This window comes from Mycoplana sp. 10N416, from assembly GCF_056394765.1.
The window spans coordinates 20,091-45,892 of the sequence record NZ_JBFTIM010000008.1 but is presented as its reverse complement, the minus strand read 5'-3'; the positions used below and the strand labels follow the sequence as shown (position 1 = coordinate 45,892).

The 25,802-nt window shown below is 60.5% G+C and carries 21 protein-coding genes; 11 read left to right on the top strand and 10 right to left on the bottom strand.

What is annotated here, in order from left to right:
• Positions 1-208 precede the first annotated feature (208 nt).
• The gene (locus AC1DDS_RS16875) at positions 209-2,161 is read left to right on the top strand and encodes an elongation factor G (RefSeq protein WP_477479957.1); all 1,953 of its coding nucleotides are present in this window, start codon (positions 209-211) and stop codon (positions 2,159-2,161) included.
• A 257-nt stretch (positions 2,162-2,418) separates the two neighbouring features.
• On the top strand, positions 2,419-2,841 hold the full coding sequence (locus AC1DDS_RS16870) for a DUF4864 domain-containing protein (protein WP_477479956.1): 423 nt from the start codon (positions 2,419-2,421) through the stop codon (positions 2,839-2,841).
• 28 nt (positions 2,842-2,869) lie between these two features.
• Here AC1DDS_RS16870 and tgt read toward each other — a convergent pair whose 3' ends face one another.
• From tgt to gyrA, 6 genes are all read right to left on the bottom strand, one after another.
• Positions 2,870-4,009: a tRNA guanosine(34) transglycosylase Tgt gene (tgt, locus tag AC1DDS_RS16865; protein ID WP_477479955.1), complete on the bottom strand. Its 1,140-nt coding sequence runs from the start codon at positions 4,007-4,009 to the stop codon at positions 2,870-2,872.
• On the bottom strand, positions 4,006-5,091 hold the full coding sequence (queA, locus tag AC1DDS_RS16860) for a tRNA preQ1(34) S-adenosylmethionine ribosyltransferase-isomerase QueA (protein ID WP_477479954.1): 1,086 nt from the start codon (positions 5,089-5,091) through the stop codon (positions 4,006-4,008). Before queA ends, tgt begins: the two co-directional genes overlap by 4 nt.
• A 110-nt stretch (positions 5,092-5,201) precedes the next feature.
• Positions 5,202-5,711 (bottom strand): peptidylprolyl isomerase, encoded by a 510-nt coding sequence (locus AC1DDS_RS16855; protein ID WP_310420382.1) that lies wholly within the window; start codon positions 5,709-5,711, stop codon positions 5,202-5,204.
• 123 nt (positions 5,712-5,834) lie between these two features.
• On the bottom strand, positions 5,835-6,404 hold the full coding sequence (locus tag AC1DDS_RS16850) for a peptidylprolyl isomerase (protein WP_310420384.1): 570 nt from the start codon (positions 6,402-6,404) through the stop codon (positions 5,835-5,837).
• 24 nt (positions 6,405-6,428) lie between these two features.
• Complete coding sequence (gene coaD, locus AC1DDS_RS16845; protein WP_477479953.1) at positions 6,429-6,923, bottom strand: pantetheine-phosphate adenylyltransferase; 495 nt, start codon at positions 6,921-6,923, stop codon at positions 6,429-6,431.
• Positions 6,924-7,397: 474 nt separating this feature from the next.
• A complete protein-coding gene (gyrA, locus tag AC1DDS_RS16840; RefSeq protein ID WP_477479952.1) occupies positions 7,398-10,169 on the bottom strand; it encodes a DNA gyrase subunit A in 2,772 nt (923 codons plus the stop codon).
• 238 nt (positions 10,170-10,407) lie between these two features.
• Here gyrA and AC1DDS_RS16835 point away from each other — a divergent pair, with 238 nt between their 5' ends.
• Positions 10,408-11,037: a MarC family protein gene (locus AC1DDS_RS16835; RefSeq protein ID WP_477479951.1), complete on the top strand. Its 630-nt coding sequence runs from the start codon at positions 10,408-10,410 to the stop codon at positions 11,035-11,037.
• Positions 11,038-11,185: 148 nt separating this feature from the next.
• Here the strand turns inward: AC1DDS_RS16835 and AC1DDS_RS16830 are convergent, their stop codons facing one another.
• The 3 genes from AC1DDS_RS16830 to AC1DDS_RS16820 form a co-directional block, all read right to left on the bottom strand.
• Complete coding sequence (locus tag AC1DDS_RS16830; protein ID WP_477479950.1) at positions 11,186-11,740, bottom strand: OmpA family protein; 555 nt, start codon at positions 11,738-11,740, stop codon at positions 11,186-11,188.
• Positions 11,737-12,411, bottom strand: a complete 675-nt coding sequence (locus AC1DDS_RS16825; RefSeq protein ID WP_477479949.1) for a L,D-transpeptidase — start codon at positions 12,409-12,411, stop codon at positions 11,737-11,739. The genes AC1DDS_RS16830 and AC1DDS_RS16825 overlap by 4 nt, the downstream gene beginning before the upstream one ends.
• Positions 12,412-12,542: 131 nt before the next feature.
• Positions 12,543-14,444: a TPR end-of-group domain-containing protein gene (locus AC1DDS_RS16820; RefSeq protein ID WP_477480162.1), complete on the bottom strand. Its 1,902-nt coding sequence runs from the start codon at positions 14,442-14,444 to the stop codon at positions 12,543-12,545.
• 411 nt (positions 14,445-14,855) lie between these two features.
• Between AC1DDS_RS16820 and AC1DDS_RS16815 the strand changes: the two genes are divergently transcribed.
• The 8 genes from AC1DDS_RS16815 (at position 14,856) to AC1DDS_RS16780 (ending at position 24,370) form a co-directional block, all read left to right on the top strand.
• Complete coding sequence (locus AC1DDS_RS16815; protein WP_477479948.1) at positions 14,856-16,385, top strand: ABC transporter substrate-binding protein; 1,530 nt, start codon at positions 14,856-14,858, stop codon at positions 16,383-16,385.
• Between the two features lie 59 nt (positions 16,386-16,444).
• The gene (locus AC1DDS_RS16810; protein ID WP_477479947.1) at positions 16,445-17,383 is read left to right on the top strand and encodes an ABC transporter permease; all 939 of its coding nucleotides are present in this window, start codon (positions 16,445-16,447) and stop codon (positions 17,381-17,383) included.
• Between the two features lie 67 nt (positions 17,384-17,450).
• Positions 17,451-18,245 carry an ABC transporter permease gene (locus AC1DDS_RS16805; protein WP_477480161.1) on the top strand — a complete coding sequence of 265 codons (795 nt, stop codon included), beginning with the start codon at positions 17,451-17,453 and terminating at the stop codon, positions 18,243-18,245.
• The gene (locus AC1DDS_RS16800) at positions 18,242-19,894 is read left to right on the top strand and encodes a dipeptide ABC transporter ATP-binding protein (RefSeq protein ID WP_477479946.1); all 1,653 of its coding nucleotides are present in this window, start codon (positions 18,242-18,244) and stop codon (positions 19,892-19,894) included. The genes AC1DDS_RS16805 and AC1DDS_RS16800 overlap by 4 nt, the downstream gene beginning before the upstream one ends.
• Positions 19,881-21,344, top strand: a complete 1,464-nt coding sequence (locus AC1DDS_RS16795; protein ID WP_477479945.1) for an amidase — start codon at positions 19,881-19,883, stop codon at positions 21,342-21,344. The genes AC1DDS_RS16800 and AC1DDS_RS16795 overlap by 14 nt, the downstream gene beginning before the upstream one ends.
• A gap of 2 nt (positions 21,345-21,346) precedes the next feature.
• Entirely contained in the window at positions 21,347-22,270 is a 924-nt protein-coding gene (locus AC1DDS_RS16790) for a MurR/RpiR family transcriptional regulator (protein ID WP_477479944.1), read from the top strand.
• 31 nt (positions 22,271-22,301) lie between these two features.
• Positions 22,302-23,492 carry a serine hydrolase domain-containing protein gene (locus AC1DDS_RS16785; protein ID WP_477479943.1) on the top strand — a complete coding sequence of 397 codons (1,191 nt, stop codon included), beginning with the start codon at positions 22,302-22,304 and terminating at the stop codon, positions 23,490-23,492.
• A gap of 173 nt (positions 23,493-23,665) precedes the next feature.
• Positions 23,666-24,370 (top strand): DUF2161 domain-containing phosphodiesterase, encoded by a 705-nt coding sequence (locus AC1DDS_RS16780; protein WP_477479942.1) that lies wholly within the window; start codon positions 23,666-23,668, stop codon positions 24,368-24,370.
• A gap of 728 nt (positions 24,371-25,098) precedes the next feature.
• On the opposite strand, the gene AC1DDS_RS16775 is transcribed toward AC1DDS_RS16780, so the two are convergent.
• Complete coding sequence (locus AC1DDS_RS16775) at positions 25,099-25,629, bottom strand: single-stranded DNA-binding protein (RefSeq protein WP_310420416.1); 531 nt, start codon at positions 25,627-25,629, stop codon at positions 25,099-25,101.
• Positions 25,630-25,802: the final 173 nt, after the last annotated feature.

The following is a 25,802-nucleotide window of genomic DNA, read 5'->3' as shown; positions in this document are numbered from 1 at the left end:
TCGACCTTCGCGCAGACAGATTTTTGACCTTGCGGCAAGCTTGGCGGTGCCGTCGTCATCGGCGCAGACGCCGAGGCGATCGCATCGTGCGTCTGGTCCTCGCCCGCCGGCGACCAAGAAATATCAATATCTCTCTGGCGCTTCGCGCGGCTTCGCGTCATCCTGCAAAAAGGAGAGTGTTGGGATCCTGGCAATGGGAGGAATGCCGATGCGCTGCTTTGCCGTAATGGGACCTTCGCAGACGGGGAAATCAACGCTCGTCGACAAGCTGGCGGCGTTGGAAGGAACAGCGCGAAAAGCCACCTCCCCTTACGGCCTGAACCTCTGCCAGTTCGAGTTCGGCGGCGAGTTCTGGTGCGCACTCGACGCGCCGGGCTCGATCGAATCGCTGGCGCACGCACAGCAGACGCTTCTGGCAAGCGACGCCTGTATCCTGTGCGTCTCGCCGACCCCAGAGGAGGCCGTGCTTGCCGCACCTTATCTCCGGTTCATCGAAGCCTCCGGCACGCCCTGCATCATCTTCATCAATCGCATAGACGAGCCGCGCGGGCGAATTCGCGACGTGATCGCCGCGCTGCAGGACTATGCAAGCCACACCCTGGTTCTGCGGCAGATTCCCATTCGCGAGGGCGAAACGATCGTTGGCGCCGTCGACCTGATCTCGGAGCGCGCCTGGCGGTACCGCGAGGGCCAGACGTCGTCTCTGGTTGCGATCCCGCAGGACTTGGCGGAACAGGAGCACGAAGCGCGCACGGGACTGCTCGAGCAACTGTCTGAGTTCGACGACTGGTTGCTGGAAGAGTTGATTGAAGACCGGCAGCCGGACAGCGCGGCGATCTACTCCATTGCCTCGCGCATTCTGAGGCAGAACCAGATCACCCCGGTCTTTATCGGCGCGGCCAGCCACAGCAACGGAATCATGCGCCTCATGAAGGCGTTGCGTCATGAAGCGCCGCCCGTCGATGCGCTTCGCGGCCGATTGGCGAGCGCGGCGGACATCTCGGACGGAGTTCTTGCCGCGGTGACCTTTCATGCCTTCCACCGGCAGAACATCGGCAAGACGGTGCTGGCGCGCGCCTTGAACGAAATGAAGCAAACGTCCCAGGGAGAGTTCGCCCTGGGCAGCCTGCAGGACCCGATCACCGGCCGACCGCTCGCCAACGGCATGCCAGCCCCGAGCGAGGTATTCGCGACGGTTAAATCGGACCGTCTGCCGGTTCCTGCCCTCATCACTGCCAATTCGGCGCTTGCAGCCCCCGACTGGACCGCGCCGCCGTCGCCGATGCTCGACCGCATCCTGGTGCCCGAAAGCGAACGCGACGAAACCAAGCTGTCCGGCACGCTGGCGAAGCTCGCAGAAGCCGATCGCGGTCTTCTGGTGACCCAGGAAGAGGGATCTGGCGCCTATCTCGTCAGCGTGCAGGGACCATTGCACCTGCGCGAAGTCAGCAAGGCATTGAACGACGTTTTCCACATCGCGGTCACCGAGCAGCCACCGCATCCGGTCTACCGGGAGACGGTATCCAAGGCGTCCGACGTGCACTATCGCCACCGCAAGCAGACGGGCGGTGCCGGGCAGTTTGCCGACGTCAAGCTGAGCATCCACCCGAACGAGCGCGGCTACGGCTTTTCCTTTGCGGAGGTCGTCAAAGGCGGTGCCGTGCCACGGAATTTCATCCCAGCGGTCGAATCCGGCGCCCGCGAAGCGATGGAGAAGGGCCCGCTGGGCTTCGGCGTAATCGATGTCGGGGTGACCCTCACCGACGGACAACATCACACGGTCGACAGTTCGGAATACGCCTTCCGGACCGCCGGCAAGATGGGCGTCCGCCAGGCATTGTCTCAGGCGTCACCGGTTCTGATGCAGCCGATCCTCCGTGTCGAGATCCACATACCCTCCATCTACACAGGCGGCCTGGTTCAGATCGTCTCGGCGCTAAAGGGGCAGGTCCTAGGATTTGACCGCGACGAGGCCGCCAAGGGTTGGGATACGTTTCGCGCGCTGGTTCCGGGCAACGTGCTCGACGAGTTGGCACGGTCGCTGCGATCGGCGACGCAGGGTATCGGTTATTTTGCCAAGTCCTTCGATCACTACGAGGAAATGTACGGCAAGGAGGCCGATGCAATCGTGACCGCCCTCGGGACACACGCGTCGTCTTGATGACCGACGCCTCGCCCCACGACACAATAAGCCAGGTTGCAGAGATCCGACTAACCTCGCCTCGTCCACTATGCAAACGAACGTCAGATCGGGATCTCACGAACAATTGAAAGGCTGTCAATTAGTTTATAATGATAAAATAAACTCTTGTTATCATTCGCTTTTATCGATTCCTCTGCGCGAACTTCGAAGCGGCCACCCACTTTTAAGTGCAGGCAATTGGTCTACTTTGAAGAATGAGCAACGGAGCGTTTGCCATGAGGTTCGTTCCAGCAGCCGTCGCGATATTTTTCTTGGCCATGCCCGCATCACCTGTTGTTTTGGCGGGCGAACCCGTCGATTCGGCGCAGACCGTCATCGAGCGCCAGATCGAAGCCTTCCTGCACGACGACGCCAAGGCGGCCTACTCGTTCGCCTCCCCGACCATCCGTGAGAAGTTTCCCGACGAAACTTCATTCTTCGACATGGTCAAGCGCGGCTACGGGCCGGTGTACCGCCCCGGAAACTTCGCCTTTGGCCGCAGCAAGGTGTCGGACGGCACGGTGTTGCAGGAAGTGCTGATCACCGGCAGCGACGGCAAGGACTGGACGGTGATCTACCAGGTGATCCGGCAGCCGGATGGCAGCTACAAGATCAACGGGGTCTACATGCAGCCGTCGGGTCCGGGCTCCGACATCTGACAGCTTGGAACAGCGACGTGCACGCGTCTCAGGCCGCTTTCTTGGCCTCGGCTTCGCCGCGCGCCCAGGTGTCCTGTGTTTCCGCCATGAAGTCGGCGTAGCGCCCCTGCTCGATCGCCGCACGAATGCCAGCCATCAGGTCCTGGTAGTAAGCTAGGTTGCTCCAGGTGAGCAGCATTCCGCCGAGCGATTCGTTCGCCCGCACGAGATGATGCAGGTACGCACGCGAGTAGTCCCGCGACGCCGGGCAGTTCGATTGCTCGTCGAGCGGTCGCAAGTCTTCCGCATGGCGGGCATTGCGAATGTTGATGCGGCCGTTGCGGGTAAAGGCAAGGCCGTGGCGGCCTGAGCGGGTCGGCATCACGCAGTCGAACATATCGATGCCGTGCGCGACCGATTTGAGGATGTCGTCTGGCGTCCCCACCCCCATCAGATAGCGCGGCTTTTCGGTTGGCAGATGCGGGCAGGTCGTGTCGATCATGTCGAGCATGACCGCCTGCGGCTCGCCGACGGCCAGGCCGCCGATCGCATAGCCCTTGAGATCGAGGCCGGCGAGCGCCTGCGCCGAGCGGACACGCAGTTCGGGAATGTCACCGCCCTGGACGATGCCGAACATCGCCTTGCCCGGCTGGTCGCCGAAGGCGACCTTGCAGCGCTCGGCCCAGCGATAGGACATCTCCATTGCCCGCTCGATTTCCTTCGGTTCCGCCGGAAGGCGGACACACTCGTCGAGCTGCATCTGGATGTCGCTGTCGAGCAGCCCCTGGATTTCGATCGATCGCTCCGGCGACATGTGGTGCAGCGAGCCGTCCACATGGCTCTTGAAGGTGACGCCCTTCTCGTCGAGCTTGCGCAGACCCGACAGCGACATGACCTGGAACCCGCCGGAATCCGTCAGGATCGGCCACGGCCAGCGGATCAGGTTGTGCAGGCCGCCCAGTCGCGCGACGCGCTCGGGACCGGGGCGCAGCATCAGATGGTAGGTATTGCCGAGGATAATGTCGGCGCCGAGTTCGCGCACCTGATCGAGGTACATCGCCTTGACGGTGCCGACGGTACCAACCGGCATGAAGGCGGGCGTGCGGATCGTGCCGCGCGGCATGCTGACTTCGCCGCGCCGTGCCTTGCCATCGGTCGCAAGCAGCTTGAATTCAAAACGTTCGGTCATGGATCTTTCCGGAAGAGCAGGCTGGCGTCGCCGTAAGAATAGAAGCGGTAGCCGGTGTCGATGGCATGCCCATAGGCGGCGCGCATCGTGTCGAGGCCGGAGAAAGCCGAGACGAGCATGAACAGCGTCGACTTCGGCAGGTGGAAGTTGGTGATCAGCATGTCGGCCGTGCGGAAGCGGTAGCCGGGGGTGATGAAGATCCCCGTTGCGCCGGTCCAGGGCTCGATCGTGCCGTCCTCGGAGGCTGCGCTTTCGAGCAGCCGCAACGATGTCGTGCCGACGCAGACGATGCGCCCGCCCCTCGCCTTGACCGCATTCAGCGCATCGGCGGTGCGTTTCGACACGTAGCCGAGTTCCTGGTGCATGACGTGGTCGTCGGTATCATCCGCCTTGACCGGCAGGAACGTTCCCGCCCCGACATGCAGCGTAACGAAATGGCGCTCCACACCCTTGCGGTCCAGCTTTTCGAACAGCGCCTCGGTGAAGTGCAGGCCGGCGGTGGGGGCTGCGACGGCACCCTCCTCACGGGCATAGATGGTCTGGTAATCGCGCCGGTCGGCCTCGTCGTCCTCGCGCTTGGAGGCGATATAGGGCGGCAGCGGAATGTGGCCGACGGTCGCGATCGCCTCATCCAGAACGGGGCCGTGGAAGTCGAAGCGCAGCGTAACCTCGCCGCCCTCACCCTTTTCCTCGACGGTCGCGTCAAGCGAGCCGAGCAGGCACACCCTGCCCTCGTGGCCGAACGAGATGCGGTCGCCGACCTTGATGCGCTTGCCGGGCTTGGCGAAGGCCTTCCAGCGGTCAGTGGCGATGCGCATGTGCAGGGTCGCCGATACCTGCTGGGAACCGGCACCGTCCCGGTGGCGAATGCCCTCGAGCTGGGCCGGAATGACACGTGTGTCGTTGAAGACAAGCGCATCGCCCGCCTCGAGAAAATCCGGCAGGTCGCCCACATGACGATCGGCGAAGGCCGACGGAAGCTCCGGTTGCACGACGAGCAGGCGCGCGTCTTCGCGCGGCGTTATCGGGCGCAGCGCGATGCGCTCCTCGGGGAGCTCGAAATCGAACAGGTCTATGCGCATTGTCGTTCTTGTACCGGGTTTGGTCCTGCCGATAACCTATTTTCGCAAAAAAGGGAAACCCGCCCCGGCGCCGGATGGGCCAGGGCGGGTTCGTTTGTTCGACGACGACATCAGGCGTCGGCTGCGACCTTCATCGAAATGATGGTGTCCGGATCGCGCACGGGCTCGCCGCGCTTGATCTTGTCGATGTTCTCCATGCCCTCGATCACCTGGCCCCAGACGGAATACTGCTTGTTCAGCCAGGGCGAGTCGGTGAAGCAGATGAAGAACTGGGAGTTGGCCGAGTTCGGCATCTGGCTGCGGGCCATCGAGCAGGTGCCGCGCACGTGGCTCATGTTGGAGAATTCGGCCTTCAGGTCCGGCTTGTCGGAGCCGCCCATGCCGGCGCGGGCCGGATTGAAGTCCTTGCCGCCGGTCTTGCCGTATTGCACGTCACCCGTCTGCGCCATGAAGTCCTCGATGACGCGGTGGAAGACCACGCCGTCATAGGCGCCCTCGCGCGTCAGTTCCTTGATACGGGCGACGTGACCGGGCGCCAGGTCCGGCAACAGCTGGATCACAACCTTGCCCTTCGAGGTTTCCATGATGATGGTGTTTTCCGGATCCTTGATCTCGGCCATGGTCTTTCTCCTTGCTCTAGAGCAATTCCTGCAAGCGACGCAGCGGTCTTGCGTTCGGAATTGCGTGAATACGAAAGGTTGGAGGCATTCCGCGCTCCGAAGAGGGCGGAATGTCTCTGGAGCTTATTTTCCAACCGTTACCTTGATCATCCGGTCGGGATCGGTGACGGAGCCATTGTTGGCCTGGTCCCCGCGCTTGATCTTGTCGACGTTCTCCATGCCTTCCACCACCTTGCCAACAACGGTGTACTGGCCGTTGAGGAAGTCGCCCGGCGCAAACATGATGAAGAACTGCGAGTTGGCGGAATTGGGATCCTGCGCGCGCGCCATGCCGACGGTGCCGCGCTCGAACGGCACGTCGGAGAACTCGGCCGGAAGATCCGGCTGCGAGGAGCCGCCGGTACCGGCGGCGGCCGGGTTGAAGCCGCTCTCCATGTCGCCGTACTGCACGTCGCCGGTCTGGGCCATGAAGCCGTCGATCACGCGGTGGAACGCGACGTTGTCATATTCGCCGGCTGCCGCAAGCGCCTTCATGCGCTCCACGTGCTTCGGCGCGATATCGGGGCGCAATTCGATGACGACCGGGCCGTCCTTCAACTGGATCGTCAGGTATTCCTTCGCCTGCGCCCAGACGCTGCCGGTGGCGGTCGCAAGAAGCAAGGCACCCGCAAACGCGATCTTCAAGAGTTTCATGATCACTCCATTTCGTTGTGACTATCAGGGTCGCTTGCGCGCTATCAGTGCCGCATTAACAACCTTGGGAACAAAGGCGCTGACATCTCCGCCCATGCCGGCGATCTGGCGAACCAATGTGGCGGTTATGGGCCGCGATGCCGTGCCGGCGGGCAGGAATACGGTCTGAACGTCCGGGGCCATCTGTTGGTTCATGCCGGCCATCTGCATTTCGTAGTCGAGGTCGGTGCCGTCGCGCAGGCCGCGGATCAGCAAATGCGCCTTGTGCTCGCGTGCAGCGTCAACGACGAGCTTGTCGAAGGCCACGACGGAAACGTCGCCTGCGCGCGCAGGCAGCGTCTCGGCGATCGCCTGCCGGATCATGTCGGCGCGCTCATCGAAAGAAAACAGCGGTACCTTGCCCGGATGGATGCCGATCGCGACGATGACCTTCGGCGCAATGTTGAGCGCCTGGACCAGCACGTCGAGATGTCCGTTGGTGATCGGGTCAAAGGAACCCGGATAGAAGGCAACAGCCATGGCGTTTTCCCGTTTGCCGCGTTGTGTCACGCGGCGGCGCCAGAAGCAATAGATTGTTGGGCCTCTGTCCCCGGCGTTGCGTTCGCAGGGAGGCGGCTGGAGCTAGGCGGATCTCGGACCGTAACGATATGGAACAAAAGGTGTTGCGACGCCATTGCCGTGTCATCACAGGTCGTTTCAGCAACTGGAAGGAACACGACGATGGCACTCGCTCTGCTCAGCATGACGATGTTCGTTCTTCTGATCGCCGCCACCATGTCCGCCTTGCGCGATGAACTGTACCAGGCGCCCACTGCCCCACGCCGTCTGCGTCGAGTGGGTCGAGCGAGAAGCAATGACACAGATACCGAAAGCTAGCTCGGGCGAGCCGCTTCCTTGGTCGCCCCTGAGCGCCACGATTCTAGGAACCGAAATAACAAAAGGCCGGGTTTCCCCCGGCCTTTTGTTTGTCCGTGCATCCGCAGGTGCGAGCAGTCATTCCTCGGCGCCGGTCGCGCCGTTGTCGCCATCCAAAGCGGCCTCGCCGTTCGCCTCGTCGTCGCCATCGGGCTCGTTGATGCGCTCCACGGAAACGACCTTCTCATCCTTGGCGGTGGAGAAGATCGTGACGCCCTTCGTTGCGCGGCTGGCAACACGGATTCCGTCGACCGGCACCCGGATCAACTGGCCGCCGTCCGAGACGAGCATCAGTTGGTCCGCTTCGCCGACCGGGAAGGCCGCGACCAGTTCGCCGATCTCGTTGGTCTTCGACGTGTCGGTGGCGCGGATGCCCTTGCCGCCGCGGCCCGAGGTGCGGAAGTCGTAGGACGACGAGCGCTTGCCGAAGCCCCGCTCTGATACGGTCAGAACGAACTGTTCGCGTGCCTTCAGTTCCTCGTAGCGTTCATCGGAGAGTTGGCCTTCTTCCGTGACCTCCTCGCCAACCAAGGCGATGTCTTCCACTTCGGCACCGGCGGCCCGCCGGTCGGCGGCCGAGCGCTTGAGATAGGCGGCACGCTCCCACGGCTCTGCATCGACGTGACCGACGATCGTCATGGATATGATCCGATCCCCTGCCCCCATCGAGATGCCGCGCACGCCGACCGAGTTGCGGCCGGCGAAGACGCGCACGTCGTCGACCGGGAAACGGATGCACTGGCCGAGCGCGGTCGTCAGAAGCACGTCGTCCTGCTCGGTGCAGGTTTCAACGGACAGAATCTCGTCGCCCTCCTCCTCGAGCTTCATTGCGATCTTGCCGTTGCGGTTGACCTGCACGAAGTCAGAAAGCTTGTTGCGCCGCACGGTGCCGCGCGTCGTCGAGAACATGACGTCCAGGTTCTCCCAGGTGCTTTCGTCCTCGGGCAACGGCATGATCGTGGTGATGCGCTCACCCGGCTCGATCGGCAGCATGTTGATCAGCGCCTTGCCCTTCGACTGCGGCGTTCCGATCGGCAACCGCCAGACCTTCTCCTTGTAGACGATGCCACGCGAGGAGAAGAACAGCACCGGCGTATGCGTGTTGGCGACGAAGAGACGCGTGACGAAATCCTCGTCGCGCGTTGCCATGCCGGAGCGACCCTTGCCGCCGCGGCGCTGCGCCCGATACGTCGTCAACGGCACACGCTTGACGTAGCCAAGGTGCGACACCGTCACCACCATGTCTTCCTGGGCGATCAGGTCTTCATCGTCCATGTCGGGACCGAAATCGGCGATCTCCGTACGGCGCGGCGTGCCGAACTCGTCGCGGATCGCGATCATCTCGTCCTTGACGATCGCCTGGATGCGCAGGCGCGAAGCCAGGATGTCAAGATAGTCGCGAATTTCCTCGCCGATCTTGTTCAGTTCATCGGCGATTTCATCGCGACCGAGTGCGGTCAAGCGCGCCAGTCGCAATTCAAGGATGGCGCGGGCCTGCTCCTCGGAAAGATTGTAGGTCAGGTCGTCGTTGATGCGGTGGCGGGGATCGTCGATCAGGCGGATCAGCGGTTCGACATCCATCGCCGGCCAGCGGCGAACCATCAACTGCTCGCGGGCTGTCTGCGGATCGGGCGCGTGGCGGATCAGGTTGATGATCTCATCGATGTTGGCAACGGCAATGGCGAGGCCGACCAACACGTGGGCCCGGTCCCGCGCCTTGCGCAGCAAATACTTCGTCCGGCGGCTGACGACCTCCTCGCGGAAGGACACGAAGGCGCGCAGCATGTCGAGCAGCGTCATCTGCTCCGGCTTGCCGCCGTTCAGCGCCACCATGTTGCAGCCGAAGGAGGTCTGCAGCGGAGTATAGCGATAAAGCTGGTTGAGGATGACCTCGGCGTTCGCGTCGCGCTTCAGTTCGATGACGACGCGGTATCCTTCGCGGTCGGATTCGTCGCGCAGGTCGGAGATGCCTTCGATGCGCTTTTCACGCACCAGTTCGGCCATCTTCTCGATCATCGTCGCCTTGTTCACCTGATAGGGAACCTCGGTGATGATGATCTGTTCGCGGTCGCCGCGCATCGGCTCGATGTGGGCGCGTCCACGCATGATGACCGAGCCACGGCCGGTCTCATAGGCTTGGCGGATGCCGGCTCGGCCGAGGATCAACGCACCGGTCGGGAAATCCGGACCAGGGATGATCTGCATCAGATCCAGCAAGTCGATCGCCGGATTGTCGATCAGCGCGACGCAGCCGCTGATGACTTCCGAAAGGTTGTGTGGCGGGATGTTCGTCGCCATGCCGACAGCGATACCGCCCGCGCCGTTGACGAGCAGGTTCGGAAATCTCGCCGGCAGCACTGACGGTTCCTGCAGGGTGCCGTCGTAGTTTTCGCGAAAATTGACCGTTTCCTTGTCGAGATCGTCGAGGAGGCTGTGCGCGGCCTTCTCGAGGCGGCACTCGGTGTAGCGCTGTGCGGCCGGTGGATCGCCATCGACGGAACCGAAATTGCCCTGGCCGTCGATCAGCGGCAGACGAAGCGACCAGTCCTGTGCCAGACGAGCGAGTGCATCGTAGATCGCCGAGTCCCCGTGCGGATGGTATTTACCCATCACGTCACCGGTGACGCGGGCGCACTTCACATATTTCTTGTTCCAGTCGATCCCCATCTCGCTCATGCTGAAGAGGATGCGCCGGTGCACTGGCTTCAAGCCGTCCCGGACATCGGGCAGCGCGCGGCTCACGATGACGCTCATGGCGTAGTCGAGATAGGAGCGCTGCATTTCCGCGGTGATGGAAATGGGCTCAATGCCGGAAGGGGACTTGCCGCCGGGGGTCGTTTGCTCTGTCAATTTCGATCACGATCTTTGTTCAGAATCAGTCGGGATTTTATAGCCTAACGGCTTGAACCACGCCAATTTTGCAGAAGGTTTTGAACAGTCTTTTGCCAGAAATCCGCCAAATGCCGCAATTTGATGGCACCGCCCGACAGCGGCATCGCCGCCCCCTTCACTTGGGGGCGTCTCTCCCCTAACAATGACGTCGAAAGCGCATCGAAGAATGCGTCAGATCGGCAAGGGGGATGGCCGGATGTACGATTACGAATTGGTCGTCAATGCGCTCACCACCATGCTCGTGACGCTCGACCCGCCAGGGCTCGCGCCGATCTTTCTCGGCCTGACCGTCGGGATGAACCGTGCCGAGCGCAAGCAGGTCGCGCTGCGCGGATCGATCATCGCCTTCGCCATCCTCGCCACATTTGCGGTTTTCGGCGCCGGGATCCTCGGCCTGCTCGGCATATCCATCGCGGCCTTTCGCATTGCCGGCGGCCTTCTGCTCTTCACCATCGCCTTCGAGATGGTCTTCGAGCGCCGCCAGGAACGGAAAGAGAAGACCTCGGCGGTGGCGATCACCAAGGATCACATCCGCAACATCGCGGTGTTTCCGCTCGCCCTGCCGCTGATCGCCGGGCCCGGCGCCATTTCCGCGACGATCCTTCTGTCCGGATCGCTGTCTTCACCGGTGGGCCGCGGCGCGCTGATCGGCGTCATCGCGCTGTGCGTGGCCGTCGTCTACCTCACGCTGGTGATCGCCGAGCGCGTCGACCGCTATCTTGGCGTGACTGGTCGGGCGATCCTGACGCGGCTCCTGGGCGTCATCCTCGCAGCGCTTGCGGTGCAGTTCGTCGTAGACGGCACCCGGGCAGCGTTCGTGATCTAGGCAGAACCTAGGTCGCCTAGTCTGCGCAGCGCCTGTACGGACGCGGAGAGCACATCTGCAGATGGAGGATCCACGCTGTCCGCTTTCGGCCAAGCGGTCATATCCTCAGTTCATCTCAATTGTCCGAAGGGCACTGGCGACATACCTATCAGAGTGTGTCCCGTTCTGTGCGCAGATTGGAGACAACGCGCCGGTTCTGCACCTTGCAAGAGCGATCCGTGCAATCCCGGACCTCGCGATCGTTGCCGTAACCCTTGGCCCACATACGGTTGGGGTCTACGCCCTTCGACACAAGATAGGCCATCACCGCATCGGCGCGCTTCTGAGATAGCGTCACCATCTTTGACGCAGCGCCGGAATCATCGGCAAATCCCTGGACCTTGACCAGCCAACGCGGGTTGCTGTTGAGCCAGATCGCCTGCTTGTCCAGAGTTGCCATGGCGACGGCGTCGAGCGCCGCTGAATCCTGAGTAAAGTACGTTCGACGGCCGACATTCAGGATAAAATCCTCTTTGCTGCCGGCCGAGACATTCTCGAAGCCCGGCGCTGGATCGTTGGTTTGTCCGGTCATCGGCGCAACAGCGGGTTCTTCTACTGCGGCAATATCGGTGGTGTTGCAGGCGGCGAGGATCAAAAGCATGGCCGCAGAGGCAAGTAGCCTCGTGTATCCGGTCAAAGTAGACATCACGCGGATTTTCCTCATTCGACCGGGGTTGCCTGGCTGACCTGAGCGGCGCTTTCGGCCTGGTCGGCAATGTGCGGCAAAACCTGGACCGCAGTGCCGATGGGGCAGCGCTGATAGAGATCGATGGCATCTTCGTTGAACATGCGGATGCAGCCACTGGAAGCATCCTTGCCGATACTGCCCGGCTCCAGCGTGCCGTGGAATCGATAGCCAGTGTCGACACCATCGCGCAACAGATACATGGCACGCGGGCCAAGCGGATTCTTCGGTGAGCCTCCTGCCACGAATTCAGGCAGTTCAGGGTGGCGCTCACGCATCTCCGGCGGCGGCGTCCAGCGCGGCCAAAGCGCTTTCTGGTCAATCGTGGCGCGGCCATACCATTTGAAGCCGTCGCGGCCGACACCAACGCCATAGCGGATGGCAGTCTTGTTCTCCATGATCAGATAGAGAAAATGGTGTTTGGTATCGACGACGACAGTGCCAATAGGCTCACTGCTGAAATACTTGACAACCTGGCGGTGCCACTTCCTGTCGATTTTTGCAAAATTGGTGCTTCGGAACGTTACGCCATTGTCGATGGTGGCGCCGGAAAAATAGGAAACCGCCGCAGCGGACGCTGGATTTTGGACGGCCCCAGTACCGAGCAACGCTAAACCACCAAGCAAAGTATCCCTGCGGGTAAACACCATCGGCAATATCCCCCGAAAGCCAAGTAGCACCGCGCCAGTAAATCAGATTTTTCATTTGCCACAACATAAAACTACTCAGGTAGAGCGCCGATTATACGGCACCCAACTCTCGGCGGCGCGATCGCTGACCCTCAAGCCGGCATCTTCCCCTGAGCGGCAAGCTCAAGCAGCGTCTGGTATCGAGGATGCCCCCGGATCGGGTCGAGATCGGAATCGTTCTTGAACCATCGTTTCAGGTCGGGCCCAACCTGTCTCAGATAGATCTCCAGTAGGTCTATCGCCCTGTCGATCTCACCTAGCAGGGAATAGATGCAGGCGGCATTGTAGCGAGCGCTGTTGTCATCGGGATCAATCGCCAAGGCCCGGCTCAGCCATTCCAGTGCCTGCTCCCGCGCGCCCAGAGTTGCCAGTGCTGCCGCTCCCATTTGGGCCGGTTTTGAATCTTCGGGATGCAGCCTCAGGGCCTCCTCGGCTCGCCTTATGCCGAGACGCGCGTACTCCTTCGCCTCATGCTCTCGCCCAAGCGTACGCAGCACGTTCAACAGCAGAGCAGGCGAAATATAGTCATCCGGCTTGAGCTCCAGGCACCGGATGTAGTGTCGCGCTGCTCCCGCGAAATCGCTCCCTGTGACGCAGTAGTCGGCATAGTGATAGTGCGCCTCATGGCAGGTGTCATCGAGCGAGAGCGCAGTCTCGAAACTCGCCAGAGCATCGACGCGCCGATCGGCTACCATCAAGGCAAAGCCGCGCGCGGCGTGGGCTTCCGCCAGATTCGGATTGATCGACAATGCCTTGTCCAGGGTGGCGAGTATCTCCTCGACCGGAACCGTACCACCGTGCTTTGACTTTAGGCGTGAATCACAATCCGCCAGACCGGCATAGGCCCGCGCATAGAGAGGATCGAGCTCGGTCGCTCTCGCGAACATTGTTCGTGCCAAGATAAGCGAAGTCTTCGTTCCGACATGGAACAATTGCCGGCCCCGCAGATAATCTGTGTAGGCCTCGACATTGCGGGTAGGTGCTTCGTCGATCGCCTCCTTCTCCACCGGCAGGAGCTTGACTTTGAGCTGGTCTACGATCGCGTGCGTGATTTCGTCCTGTACCGCGAATATGTCGGTCAGGTCGCGGTCGTAACGGTCAGCCCACAGGTGGCCGCCATCGCGGCCATCGATGAGTTGCGCCGTAACCCTCACCCGCTGACCCGCCTTGCGCACACTGCCTTCAAGCAGGAATCTCACGCCGAGTTCTCGCGCAGCTTCCTGCAGCTTCACCGCCTTTCCCTTGTAGGTGAACACCGAATTGCGGCCGACCACGAAGAGCGCGGAAATCTTCGACAGGTCGGTGATGACGTCCTCGGTGATGCCGTCGGCGAAAAACTCCTGCTCGGGATCGTTGCTCATGTTGAGGAAAGGCAGGACCGCAACCGACGGCTTCCCGGATGCCACACCTGCAGATACTGGTTCTTGTCCGGCCGCGCGCGCCGTTGCGTCCGGCGAGGACGGAACACTGAAATAGACGTTGAACACGCGCACCGGACGATCGATGTTCTTCAGCTTCTGCTCGCCGGTATCCTCGAACTGCAGGTCGGGTTGTCCATGCACGCTGTCGCGCACGATGGCGGACACCGACACCCCTCCGGGCCTGGCAATGCTTTCGATGCGCGCGGCGACATTGACGCCGTCGCCGTATATGTCGTCCTGGTCAAGGATGACGTCCCCGAGGTTGATGCCTATGCGAAACTCGATACGTCGGTCTTCCGGCACCTGGGAATTGCGCACGAGCATATCGCGCTGGATGTTCGCCGCGCATTCGACTGCCTTCACCACACTGGGGAACTCGACGAGGATACCATCGCCGATCAGTTTGACGATGCGCCCGCCATGCTCCGCGACCTGGACGTCGATCAGTTCCTTGCGGTGCGTCTTCAACGCCAGCAGTGTTCCCACCTCGTTTGTGCTCATGAGGCGGCTGTAGCCGACGACATCGGCCGCCAAGATGGCTGCCAATCGTCGTTCGATGCGTTCCTCTTCCATGTCCATGCTCGTTGCCTCGGCGCTTGCACGAGACGAACGTCAGCAAGGCCACAGAGTGATTCTTTTTGAGCGCTGCGCGAAATGTAAACGCTCTACGGATGAAGGCAATTCGTGTCGAGCAAGGTCTCGACTTTGTTTGTAAGCGAGGTCCGGTTCACGAGCTTAGTGGTTACCAGCATCGCAGGCGGCGGGCGCCTCCCCAGATTCGACCGACACCAAATCGTCCAATCGGTCATGCGTTCGCGCGAAACCGCCGGGATGTTGGCAACGGTGACGTAGCGCACCTATGCCGCTGATCGAGTTCAAGCGCAAAATGATATATTTCCACCCCAATTATTGACACTTGTTCGTTTTATAACATAACCTCCATCTCAGACCACGGACAACAGAATTGCGTTGGGAGGCGCGACCATGGGCACATCGACAAGACTCTCGCTGATTGCGGCAACCCTTTCTCTGAGCGTTGCGGTTCTCGCCAATCAGCCTGTTTTGGCTTCAGAACTGATCCGCATCGTTTCGCCCTACCAGACGACGGCACTCGACCCGATGCGCTCTGCCGCGGCGGGAAACATCGAGACCTATGGTCAGCTCTATGCGCGCCTGCTGCAGCGCAATCCAACCACGGGTGAGCTCGAACCGGGGCTGGCGGAAAGCTGGGAAGTTTCGGAGAACGGCGAGACTTACACGTTCCATCTGCGTGACGCCCAGTTCTCGAACGGGACTCCGATCACGGCAGACGACGTTGTCTTCAGCCTCTCACGCATACAGAGCGACAAGCAGTCAGCCTACCCGGCCCCGCTGGGTGCAATGGCATCCATCACCGCCAAAGATCCGAAGACCGTGGTAATCAAACTGAAGTCGGCCTTCGCCCCATTCCTGGGCAACCTTGAAATCTGGAATATGGGAATTGTCTCCAAAGTCGATGTTGAGGCGCGAGGCGCAGAAAAGGCCTTCAGCAGCGCACCAGTCACGTCAGGCCCATATGCCGTCAAGGAATGGAAGCCAAACGAGAAACTCGTGCTGCAACCGAACGAGCACTACTGGCGCAGCGGCTATCCAAAGTCGGACGCGACTGTCGAGCTGAGAGAGGTCGCCTCTCCTGAGACGCGAGCAGCCATGCTGAAGGCCGGAGAAGCTGAAGTGATGCGCGCGGTGCCGTGGTCCCAGATCGACGATCTGAAGGCGACAGACAACATCGATATGCGGCTCGAGCCTTCGACCACCATCTACATGACCTTGCTCAACCATAAGCGAGAACCGTTTTCGAACATGAAGGCAAGGCAGGCTGCGGCCTACGCGATCGACAACAAAGCCATGGCAACGGCGATCACTCGTGGTTACGCAGAACCGGCCAACACCACCCTGCCCGGCAGCATCGATTTCCATGACAAGGATCACCCCGGCATCCCCTTTGATCCCGCCAAGGCAAAGGAGTTGCTAGCGGAGTCCGGGATGGCGGGGCACGAGGTGAAGATCCTCGCAACATCAGGCGCGACAGAGCAGCAGATGGCATTGTTGTTGCAGGCGCAGTGGCAAGCGATCGGCCTGAAGCCAGTCATCGTGAACGTAGACTCAGGCGCTTGGTGGGACGCCACCGGCAAGGGCGAATACGATGCGGCCGCGAACTGGTGGTACAACGAGACGCCCGATCCCGATCTGGCCGTACGGTGGGCAGTCTGCGGCACCTGCGGTTCCAACTCCTACAACACCTTCTATTCCAATCCAAAGGTTGACGAGCTCGTCGAACAGGGAACCAAGGAAGCAGACCCGCAGAAACGAGGAGAGATCTACAAGGAGATCCAGCGGATCACGACCGAAGAAGTGTCTCAGATCCCCCTCTTCTATGCTCCGAACGCGGTTGCCTATTCGAGGGATCTCGATGGGATCAAGCTTACTCCTTCCCTCCAGTGGACCCTCGAAGACACGACGGTCGCCAAGTAACTGAGGCCAGATGGCGGCGTGTTTACACCGCCGCCATCCTCTCTCGCCGGAGAACCAGCTTGAGCATTCTATCCCTCGTTTCGCGGCGCATGCTGCAGCTCCTTGCCGTGATGTTGGGTATCAGCGTCGTCACGTTTGTGTTGCTGCACCTAGCACCTGGCGATCCTGCCCGCCTCTTGGCAGGCGATCGCGCCAGTCCCGAGACCATTGCGGCAATTCGTTCTCACTACGGCTTGGACCAGCCCCTCTGGCAGCAGTACCTTACCTACATCACCAATCTGCTTGGTGGTGATATCGGACAGTCGCTGCGGTTTCAGCGCCCGGTGAGCGAACTGATTTTGCAGTTCATGTGGCCGACTTTATTCCTCACAGGATACGTCATCGTCCTAGCTGTTCCGCCGACGATCGCATTGGCTATCACGAGCGCCCGCAAGCCTGGTGGCGCGGCCGACCAGACTATCCGGATCATCGGTATTGTTGGCTTGACGATTCCAGTGTTCTGGCTGGGAATAATGATGTCGCGCTTCTTTGGCGTGTCGTTGGGGTGGTTCCCGGTCTCTGGCTACGGTGAGACCTTCACCGAGCATCTGCACCATATGTTTCTGCCTGCGATGTCGACGGCGATCTGGCTCGTTCCGGTGTTGACCCAGAGCCTGCGCGCTGCGTTGATCGAAAAGACCACGGCCGATTTCGTAACGGCGGTGCGTGCTCAAGGCGCAAGCGAGCGCGAGATTTTCTGGAAGACCATCCTGCCCAACGCCGTTCTCCCGACACTCAACCTGCTTGGCGTCATGGTCGCCTTCATGATCGGCGGAGCCATCATCGTGGAAACGGTCTACGCCATTCCAGGCCTTGGATCGCTTATGGTGGGAGCGCTTCTTGGTCGAGATTACTACGTTGTGCAGGGACTGACGCTCGTCTTTGCCTTTTCCACCGTGGTCGTAACGCTCGCGGTCGATCTTGTGTCGGTTTCGATCGATCCACGCATCCAGCTCTGAGGTAGCCAGAATGTCGAATACTCCCGCTTCCATTGGGGGCGACGCATTTGCATTGCGATTGCCGCCGATGATGATGGTGGCAATAGCCATTCTGGGCGGCTGGCTGCTCGTCGCCCTGGCTGCTCCCGTGATCGCGCCATATGACCCGGACGCGATCGACATCACCAGCATGTTGGCTGCCCCCAACGCAGATCATTGGTTCGGCACCGACCAGGTCGGTCGTGACGTTTTTTCTCGCGTCATTCATGCCGCCCGCGTCGACCTGTTTCTTTGCATTGTTGGCGTCCTGCCTCCGCTTGTGATCGGGACCATCATCGGCCTCCTCAGCGGCTATTTCGGAGGGAAGGTCGATAGCGTCTTTATGAGGGTCTATGACCTCACCGTTGCCTTTCCGTTCTTCGTTCTTGTTCTGGCAATTGTCGGCGTACTTGGGCCCGGCCTGCTCAACTTCATCATCGCGCTAACGATCGTCGGCTGGGTAAGCTACGCGCGGCTGGTCAGAGCGGAAGTGCTCACGGTTCGCGAAAGCGAGTACGTCCGTGCTGCCGAGTGCCTCGGCTATCCGAAGCGGTCGATTCTTTTTCAGCACGTTCTGCCGAACGCGATCGGACCAGTCATTGCCTACGCCGTGAGTGACGCCGTGCTTGTCATGCTGGCCGGTGCGAGCTTTGGCTATCTGGGGATGGGCGCGCAGCCGCCGCTCGCAGAGTGGGGTGTCATCATCGCCGATGGACAGGCATTCATCCAGCAGGCGTGGTGGATCTGCCTCTTCCCAGGTCTCGCGGCCATATCGCTTGGCCTTGGTTTCGCCTTCCTCGGCGACGGTCTCGGTCAATTGCAGCGTCGAAAGGTGGCGGCATGAACATGGCAAGCAAATCTCCGCCCTTGCTGGAGGTCGAAGGTCTCTCCATCGCCTTCGGATCCCTGGAGGCTGTAAAAGGCGTGTCGTTCAGTGTCCATGCCGGCGAGATCCTCGGTATCGTTGGGGAAAGCGGATCCGGTAAATCCCTCACGTGCCGTGCTTTGATGGGGATCCTTCCGAGTGCTGCGGCAGCAAAGGGCTCAGTACGGCTGGAGGGGCGGAGCCTCCTCGACCTCAATGGTCCTGACTGGTGTTCAATTCGCGGTCGCGAACTCGGAATGATCTTCCAGAACCCGGCCTCACACCTCGACCCGCTTCGCCGCATTGGCCAGCAGGTCGCGGCCCCGATGGTGCGCCATCTGGGCCTCACAAAGCGCGAGGCCGAGCAACGGGCCATCCAACTGCTTGAGGACGTGGGCATTCACGACGCACCAGCAAAGTCCCGGTCTTATCCGCACGAGTTTTCCGGCGGCATGAAACAGCGAGCCATGATCGCTGCGGCTATCGGTTGCGGACCGAAGCTGCTCATTGCCGACGAGCCGACAACGGCACTGGATGTTACCGTCCAGGCACGCATTCTCAAGCTGCTGCGCGATCTGAACGCCAACCTCGGCCTCTCGATCATCTTGATATCCCACGATCTGGCCGCTGTCGCCAACACATGCACGCGCGTGATCGTCATGCGCAATGGTGAAATCGTCGAGCAGGGATCGACCGCCGAAATTGTCAGCCGCCCCCAACATCCCTACACTCAGCTTCTAATCGCATCACAGCCAGACGGCTGGAGCAAGTCCGACCAAGTCGCCACAGGATTGGCGACTGCCCCATTGATCAGCGTCGACAAGCTCTCCGTCTCGTTTATTGCAAGAGGCACTTTTCTAGGTTCCACCGCATCACGAACACCCTTCCTTGCGCTCAACGAAGTCGATCTGCAAATTGCAGCCGGAGAGACCGTTGGCATTGTGGGCGAGAGCGGCTCGGGGAAAAGTACTCTTGCGCGGACAATTGTGAGGCAGAACAAGCCGAGCGTTGGCGCGATCCGCTTTGAAGGCAGCGATGTGCATCGATTGCGCGGCGCGGAGCTCCTGCGGTTTCAACAACGCGTTCAGATGGTCTTTCAAAATCCATACGACTCGCTAAATCCACGAATGCCCGTCCTGGATGCTGTCGCCGAGCCTATTTGGCGGCACGGACTTTCGGACCGACGCACAGCACTGGCACGCGCCGACGAACTGCTGGATATGGTCGAACTGCCGAAAGCAATGCGAGAGCGTCGCCCTCGGCAACTTTCCGGCGGCCAATGCCAGCGTGTCGGCTTGGCAAGGGCCCTCTCCCTGGAGCCGGAATTGTTGATTGCCGACGAAATCACATCCGCGCTGGACGTGACCACGCAGGCGCAAATCCTCGAACTTTTGGACAGGCTTCAACGTGAGCGAAGGCTCGCCCTTCTTTATATTTCCCACGATCTCGGCGTCGTGAACAGCATTTGTCAGCGTGTCTACGTTTTCAAGGGCGGCAGGATCGTCGAGAGCGGTCCAACGCGGCAAGTCCTGAACAAGCCTCAAGATAATTACACCCGCGAACTCGTCGGCTCAGTCACGCGCCTCAAGCCTCTCGCAGAACAAGGAATGGGCCATGCGCCTCGATGAATACGTAACCCATGATGGGATCGGCCTCGCTCAACTGTTGGCAAAGGGCGACGTGACTCCAAAAGAACTGGGGCAATGCGTTTCGGACGCGGTTGCTGCAGTCAATCCGAAGATCAACGCCGTGGTCGAGCTGTACGCTGATGCCATGGAACGTCTTCCCGAAAAATCCGGCAGCGGCCCGCTCCACGGAATCCCGACATTGACGAAGGACTTTCCCGTCGAGGCCGGGCGTCCTGCAGAGTTCGGCAGCCAGCTTGCCAAGGGTCACAGGGCGATGCATGACGCCGTCTACTGGCGGCGCCTCAGGAATGCTGGTCTGATCAATGTGGGCCGCACCACCAGCTCGGAGTTCGGCGTACCCGCCACGACGGAAACCCTGCTCTACGGGAGCACGACCAACCCCTGGGATCCCATGCGGGGAGTTGCAGGCTCAAGCGGTGGTGCAGCGGCGGCCGTTGCCGCTGGTATTGTACCGTTTGCGCAGGGTAGTGACGGCGGCGGTTCTATCCGAAATCCCGCCTCTTTTTGCGGCCTGATCGGACTGAAGCCATCCCGTGGACGCATCACTGGATCTCCGCGCGCAAATGCTCCCCTTCTCGGCCTCGCGACAGCATTCATGTTGACCAAGACGGTTCGCGACACCGCGCTGTTGTTGGATCTTTGCCATGGCCCGGACGCTGGAGACGGCTATGAGATTTGCTGTCCGACGGGCAGTTACAGCGAAGCGATCCAACGGCCACCGAGGGGGCTACGCATCGCGCTCTGCACCGAATCCTGGTCAGGAACTGCTTGTGATCCTGAAGTCATCGAGGCTGTTTCGAAGACGGCGCTGTTACTGTCCTCTCTTGGCCACCACGTGGAAGAAGCTGCTCCGCAGTTCGACTATGCCGCGTTTCTCGAGGCTCAGAAAAACATCTGGGCTGCTGACAGCGCATCAGGCCTTCCCGGCATTGCTGCCCAAATGAACAGGAAAATCGAACCCGGATCCGTCGGCAATACAGTCCTTGCACTTTACAACTACGGAACATCCATCAGCGGTGCGGCACTGATCGATGCACTCGCGACCTATGACGAGGTGACCCGACGCGTTGGCCGCTTTTTCAACCAGTACGATCTGCTCCTAACTCCCACGAGCGCCATCTTGCCCGAGGTTGTGGGGACCTATGATCCAGCCCGGCAGGGGATGGATGCGAACGGTGTATTCGCCGACCTCGAACCCAAGGAAACATTCACCGCCCTGTTCAATGGTACTGGTCAGCCGGCGATCTCGCTACCGACTGGCAAATCCTTCAGCGGTTTGCCGATCGGCAGCCAGTTGGTCGCCCGGTTCGGTCGGGAAGACCTGTTGCTTGCGGTCGCCCGCCAGCTAGAGGAGTGTCTGGACTGCGACGAAGGCATATGGGGGCAAGGTATTCCCCCCATCTTTGCGGACGACATGCGGGAACGATGACAATGACAGATGCCGACAATGATAGCGCGACCGAAGGCCCTGGTGCGGAGAAGATCGACATCGAAACGATCCTTCGCACACGCATGACGGAATTTTCGCCTTCGGAACAGAGTCTGGCCGTCTACATGCTCGACAATATTCAGTTATTACCCTTCGAGACGGGCAGCACCATCGCGCGTGCCGTCGGCGTGAGCGAGATGACGGTCACACGTTTCGTAAGAGCGCTTGGCTTCGAAAATCTCCGCGACCTGAAGAATCGGATGCGCAGCTCCGTCGTCGAGAAAGAGGGCGATACCGACGACTACATGGCGCGCTTCCAGGTGCGAAACGTCCGCCAGCAGGAGCTTCAGGAAAGCCTCAAACTCGAACTGGACGCGATCGTGAAGGCATATGGACTGACGGCGACGGAACAGTGGGACGAGGCTACAACGCTGCTTGCCAAGGCCCGCAACGTCTATGCCGTTGGATTTCAGGCCTCTAAAGGGCTGGCAATGGATTTTTCCAGCCGCCTGTTATGGGCACGCCCCAGCGTATTCTTCGTAGACAATACGACCGGCACCTTTGGCGAGGTGCTGTCCGCCGATCCAAAACAGAGCGTGGTCGTCCTGATCGATACTGCCGCCTATGCCGCCCGCGGCATAAAGCTGGCAGACCAGCTCAAGGCGCTTGAGATACCTCTGATCATTGTCACTGACCGCTACAGTCATTGGGGCTTCAACTACACGCCACTCGTCTTCGAGGGGCACACGCATGTGAAGACCTTCTGGGACTCCACAGCCAGCCTCGGCGTTATTCTCAACCTCATGATCGACTCGGTAGCGATAAAGCTGGGACCCAAGGCAAAACGCAACTTCGCGACGATGAGCGAAATGGGCAATTTGTTCGGCGAGTTCGTTGGCGGCTCCTATTTGCGCCGCAAAGATTAGAACTCTCAAAGCATTGTGAAAGAAAGCTGAGATGAATTTTGAATCCGCGATGGCATTCCGCACTCCAACCCAGCCCGGCGCTGCTCTTGTCCCACGAGCCGACTGGGATCGCGCACCGTGGAACCGCTGGACGTTTCAGAACGTCCGCTCGATGGTTCCCACAGCGCAGGTGTGGCGCGGCCAGGGCGAGCCGACAACGCTGCCCAGCGCGCATCAGGATATTGATGAATTGGCGCTCAGGCTGGACGGCACAAGCCAAACGCTCGCGAGCTTTATGGAAGCGCAGTACACCGACGCACTTCTCGTTCTGCATCGTGGGAAAGTTGTAGCGGAGCGCTATCTCAATGGCATGACCGCCCGGACGCCGCACCTCTCGCAATCTGTAGCCAAATCCATCGTCGGCACAGTCGCTGGCATTCTGATTGAGCGCGGAGATCTGGATCCGGCTGCACCCCTCACGCAGTACCTTCCCGATCTCGAAGTCACAGCGTACCGGGGTGCTGCCGTTCAGCATGTTCTGGATATGACCAGTGGAGTGGTGTTCGACGAAACCTACACTGCGATGGATTCACACATGGCGCAGTTGGACGTCGCCAGCGGCTGGAAGGGCGGACATCAGCCAAGCTGGCCGAAGACTGTTTGGGAGTTGATCCTGACCCTGAAGGACGCTGAATGCCCGCACGGGGCATCGTTTCGCTATCGCTCGATCGAAACCGACGTCCTTGCCTTCGTTCTCCAGGCGGTCAGCGGACTGACGCTGTCCGAACTCGTCAGCCGCGAACTGTGGTCGCCGATGGGCGCGGAGGAAGATGCCTACTTTACCGTCGATCCCGCTGGCTACGCCCTTGGCGACGGCGGATTTAACGCCACGTTGCGAGACTACGCGCGCTTCGCGTTGTTGCACCTCGGACAGGGTAGCATCGGCGGTCGCCAGGTCGTGCCTTCACGCTGGATCGAAGAAATTCGATACGGAAAGTCCAACCCGCTCGGAGACAATTACAGCGAGACGCTGCCCCGTGGAAGGTATCACAACCAATTCTGGATCGAGGACCAGGAGCGGCGCGCCTACATGGCGCGGGGGGTTTTCGGCCAACTGATCTACATCGATCCAGACAGCGAGTTCGCCACCGTTATCCTCTCAAGCTGGCCGGAGTTTCTCAGTGTGGAGCGGACGCGGACAACGCTCGCCGCTGTCCACGCAATTCGCGATGCTCTGAGCTAACCACCGACCCGCAAGATCATCCACATTGACATGGCTGCCTTCTACGCATCCGACGAACAGCGGGCAATGTCCGCTGTTCGCGCGTGCTGTATAGCTGCTCTGGTGACGCCCTACGGTGACCCGCGTCGGCTAACAAGGTAGCTTGCGGAACGATTCTCTTTTCGGTCCGAGCAATGGAAACGTCCCTTTATCCTCCCGTAAAAAGCTTTCTCGAAGAGGCAGGTTACGTCGTCAAAGGCGAAGTTGGCGGCTGCGATGTTGTCGGCCTCAGCGAGAACGACCCGTCCGTTGTCGTGATCTGTGAACTGAAGCTGACCTTCAATCTGGAACTGATCCTGCAGGCCGTTGACCGGGCCGCCATTTCAGACGAGGTTTGGATCGCCGCCAGAGTTTCGGCCAAGGGCAGAGGACGGGAAGCCGACAGACGTTACCGCGATCTCTGCCGCAGGCTCGGCATTGGCATGCTCGGCGTCTCCGATGCCGGCGCCGTCAGCGTGATTGTTGACTCGGTGACACCAATGCCGCGCACCAATCCGAAACGGCGTTCGAGGCTTGTGCGCGAGCACCAGAACCGACGCGGCGATCCAGCACTTGGCGGCAGCACGCGCGCACCAGTCATGACCGCCTATCGCCAGCAGGCACTCGGCTGTGCGGCTGCTCTGGTTGCCGGGCCGTTGCGTGTTCGCGATCTAAGAGCAGGCATACCGGAGGCAGGAAAGATCCTGCTTTCGAATGTATACGGCTGGTTTGAGCGGCTTGACAGGGGCGTCTACGGCGTTACGGACGCCGGTCGCGAAGCGCTGGTCCGGTGGCCGCAGTCGGACCCTATCAACACGCTCGACCGGAATGATGGACCGACACGATCCGCGGATGGTTAGACGTCCCTGCAGAACCAGCCGTTGCACCTCGGCAGCCGTTTCCAAACCAGGACAACGACAGCGGCGCGCCGGTCGTCATGGTGACAACGGAATGCAGCTATGGGGAATCCTCTACAAGGCTCTGTCGCGGCCGCCATCGCCAAATCTGTGCGAATATTGGTAGGGTAACCGGCCGCCCGACTTGATCTGGAGGGCGGCGAAAATCCGGACTGCTAGGCTATTAACTAGCCAGCACTCTCCCAAAGATACCTGAGACCATCTGCCTAAGTTTGTTTGAGGGGAGATTTGGACCCAGCCTAAGCCTGAATTCAGAATCTCCGCAGATTTTGGCCCCGCTGGCGACAGCGGATAAGCCCAGGTACCCGTTGGATGGAAGCGCTTTGACTAGTGTCCCCGCGGCCACGGACCATCGGGAACGCCCCGTCTCTTTCGCCCAGCTTTCCCATATCTGCGGACAAGTCGAACAGACGCTGCATCACCAGATGAACCAACTCGTCTTCCCGCTGGATCTGATCGCGAGCACAGACGACGAAAGAGCCAGACGCCGTTGACGCTCGAGTAGGCTCGGCCAGATCACCGCATCCACAATGCCAGTTTCGTCTTCCAGCGCAATGAACTCCGCTCCCACCGGAAAATCACTGACCGGCAGAAAACGGAGTTTTAACTAGAAAGATGTTTATTTACAAGGAGTTCGACGTCATAGTCTACGAAACGTCTCCCACTCCTCTCTAGAACGGGATATCGTCGTCCATGTCGCGCGAGAAGTTCGACGATGCGCCGCCGCGGCTTGCGCCACCCGACGACGACGGTTGCGAGCCGTAGTCGTCATAGCTCGGTGCGCCGCCGCCATAGTTGCCGGCGCCACCGAAGTCGGAGCCACCGCCACGGCGGTCACCGCCGCCCTCGCCGCGCCCGTCGAGCATCGTCAGCGTCGAGTTGAAGCCCTGCAGAACAACTTCCGTCGAATAGCGGTCGTTGCCGTTCTGGTCCTGCCACTTGCGGGTCTGCAGCGCGCCTTCGATGTAGAGCTTGGCGCCCTTCTTCACATATTGCTCGACGACCTTACACAGGCCCTCGTTGAAGACGACGACGGTGTGCCATTCGGTCTTCTCGCGGCGCTCACCGGAATTGCGGTCGCGCCAGCTTTCCGAGGTCGCGATGCGCAAGTTGGCGATAGGGCGACCGTCCTGAGTGCGACGGATTTCCGGGTCCGCGCCGACGTTCCCGATCAGGATTACCTTGTTGACGCTGCCTGCCATCCGTTCAGTCCTTGTTGTCGCGCCGGGCATCTGCCGGCTGTAAATTCGATCCGCTATCTTAACGGCGACGCGCCCGGCGCGCCGCCCCGTGCGCCAGATAATCCACAGATCAAATTCGCGTGCATTTCGTTCTTTTTTTGTTCTACAAAATCCCTACTATCTTGTCAACCGAA